This window comes from uncultured Nostoc sp., assembly GCF_964245575.1.
In the GTDB taxonomy this organism is placed as follows: Bacteria; Cyanobacteriota; Cyanobacteriia; order Cyanobacteriales; family Nostocaceae; genus Nostoc.
Window position 1 is genome coordinate 14,208 of the sequence record NZ_CAXTNP010000188.1, and the last position, 1,959, is coordinate 16,166.

The window sequence follows — 1,959 nt, forward strand, 5'->3', positions numbered from 1 at the left end:
TCTGCAAATGGATCTATGAATGGGGTGTCGGGTGCGATCGCGAGTTGAAAAAATACGTAGTGGCGTGTCAACACTAAATTGTTGCAAAAAAATTGTAGGTTGGGGAGCCACTGCGCCCTTGCGGTTTCCCGACTTAAAGCAAGTGGCGTTTGAGGAACGAAACCTAACACTCCGATCAATGTTGGGTTTCGCGTTGCTCAACCCAACCTACATCTAATGCACTATTTTAGCTGTGTCAAGCTAGTAGGGTGCGTTACGCTGTCGCTAACGCACCATTCTTAAGGATTTTGTGCGTTTCCTGTAACGCACTCTATACCTACAAATACTTAATTTTGTTCAAAAATCAAACCAGATTCCTATAGAGCCTGTTTATGATCTTTTCATTATCAATGCGAGGAAAGCAAGGACAACCAACTGTAGGCTGGTGTTGAGCTTTCTTTCGCAGTTTTTCCATAACCGTCTGCACTTCTCAAGCCAGGCAAATGAACGTTCTACTACCCAGCGTTGAGGGATGACTGCAAACGTATGCAACTCATTGCGTTTTGCGACCTCCAACACTTGCACCATCTGATTGTTTAACAGCGCCTCCACCGCTAACCACAAACCCGGAAACACCTGAGAGCGAATAATTCCATCTGCACTGGGAGATAGCAATCGATAGTCGCCATCAATTAGGCAAAACCATTCAATTTGATTCTCGTAAGATTGCCAGATTACGTACTCCAACACCCCATTACGGCGATAAACCTGCTTTTTGCTGCCTGTATCAATAGCGGCACTACTCGCTGCAATTTCAACACTCAATTCGGGAGATCCTTCAATGTAACCGTCGCTGCTTAAACGGGTTTGTCCGCCTGCGTCTCAATACGGTTCGGTTAAGGCAAGAGACGCGATAAATCGCCGTCAAGACAAAGGACTGATTATTGTCTTGACGGCGATTTATCGCGTCTTTGTGATCTAGGGCGTGTAATCCGCCACTTTCAAGCGGAGGCAGATGTCTCTGGGGTGAGTACTCTCTAACCATTTGCCAATCCTTGGAGTTGCCGGATACTTTTGACTTTAGCAAACCTCAGTTATCAGTTAGGAATTCTTGATTTACTGCTTTCCTCAAATTCCAAAAATCATAAAATGTAATCTGAATTGTCATCGTGTGTTCTCCTGTGCGATCGCTTACTCGCCCAAGTTAGGCATCGCCGACAATTGATGCTGCATAACAGACGCCAACTCGCTATCATTGGCTAAGTGGTATGCCAGATACATCGACGGCAATACCATTTAGTTAGCAGTCCTTATCAACTGCTAACACTCGCACCCATAAAAATTAGTTTGATCCACTTTCTATTCCCTACTCTCTATTTTGATCCGCATTACCTCAAAGTTATCTCACTAGGTACGGGGTGCAAAAAATACAAAAAATTCCTCAAGAATCAAGATTAAGGATAAGGCTATGGCAACCGAACAGTTAACTAGAGACAGCGATAATCTAGATTTAAATCAGCTACTAAGAACGCTGAATGCTGTTAAACAGGGTGACTTCTCGGCTCGGATGCCCATAGACCATACTGGTGTAGCGGGGAAAATCGCTGATACGCTCAATGATATTATTTACCAGAATGAGCGGATGGCGGCGGAGCTACAACGGATTGGTAACGTTGTCGGCAAAGAAGGCAAAATTTCCGATCGCGCCTCTCTCGGAGATGTTCGTGGTTCTTGGTCAGATTGTGTTACTTCTGTCAATAATCTAATTACAGATTTAGTTCAACCAACAGCTGAAACTACGCGGGTAATTCGGTCAGTCGCCAATGGTGACTTATCGCAAACGATCGCTACAGAAATTGACGGCAAACCTCTGCAAGGTGAGTTTCTCCAAACTGCTAATATCGTCAACACGATGGTGGATCGGCTTGGTTCTTTTGCGTCGGAAGTAACGCGGGTTGCTCGTGAAGTGGGAACTGAAGG

Annotated in this window: 2 protein-coding genes and 1 pseudogene; 1 reads left to right on the plus strand and 2 read right to left on the minus strand. The window is 45.0% G+C overall.

Annotated elements, in window-relative coordinates; translation table 11 throughout:
* Positions 1-369: 369 nt before the first annotated feature.
* Positions 370-855: pseudogene (locus tag ACFFAP_RS25490) on the minus strand (Uma2 family endonuclease); the annotation flags it as partial.
* Positions 818-1,024, minus strand: a complete 207-nt coding sequence (locus tag ACFFAP_RS25495; protein WP_375513832.1) for a hypothetical protein — start codon at positions 1,022-1,024, stop codon at positions 818-820. The gene ACFFAP_RS25495 and the pseudogene ACFFAP_RS25490, both read right to left, overlap by 38 nt.
* Positions 1,025-1,447: 423 nt before the next feature.
* On the opposite strand from ACFFAP_RS25495, the gene ACFFAP_RS25500 reads away from it, so the two are divergent.
* The coding region (locus ACFFAP_RS25500) for a HAMP domain-containing protein (protein WP_375513833.1) at positions 1,448-1,959 on the plus strand (512 nt) is incomplete at its 3' end.

Coding starts and splice junctions, on each gene's coding strand:
- ACFFAP_RS25495 (WP_375513832.1), bottom strand. CDS start 1,024: ATGGTTAGAGAGTACTCACCCCAGAGACATCTGCCTCCGCTTGAAAGT.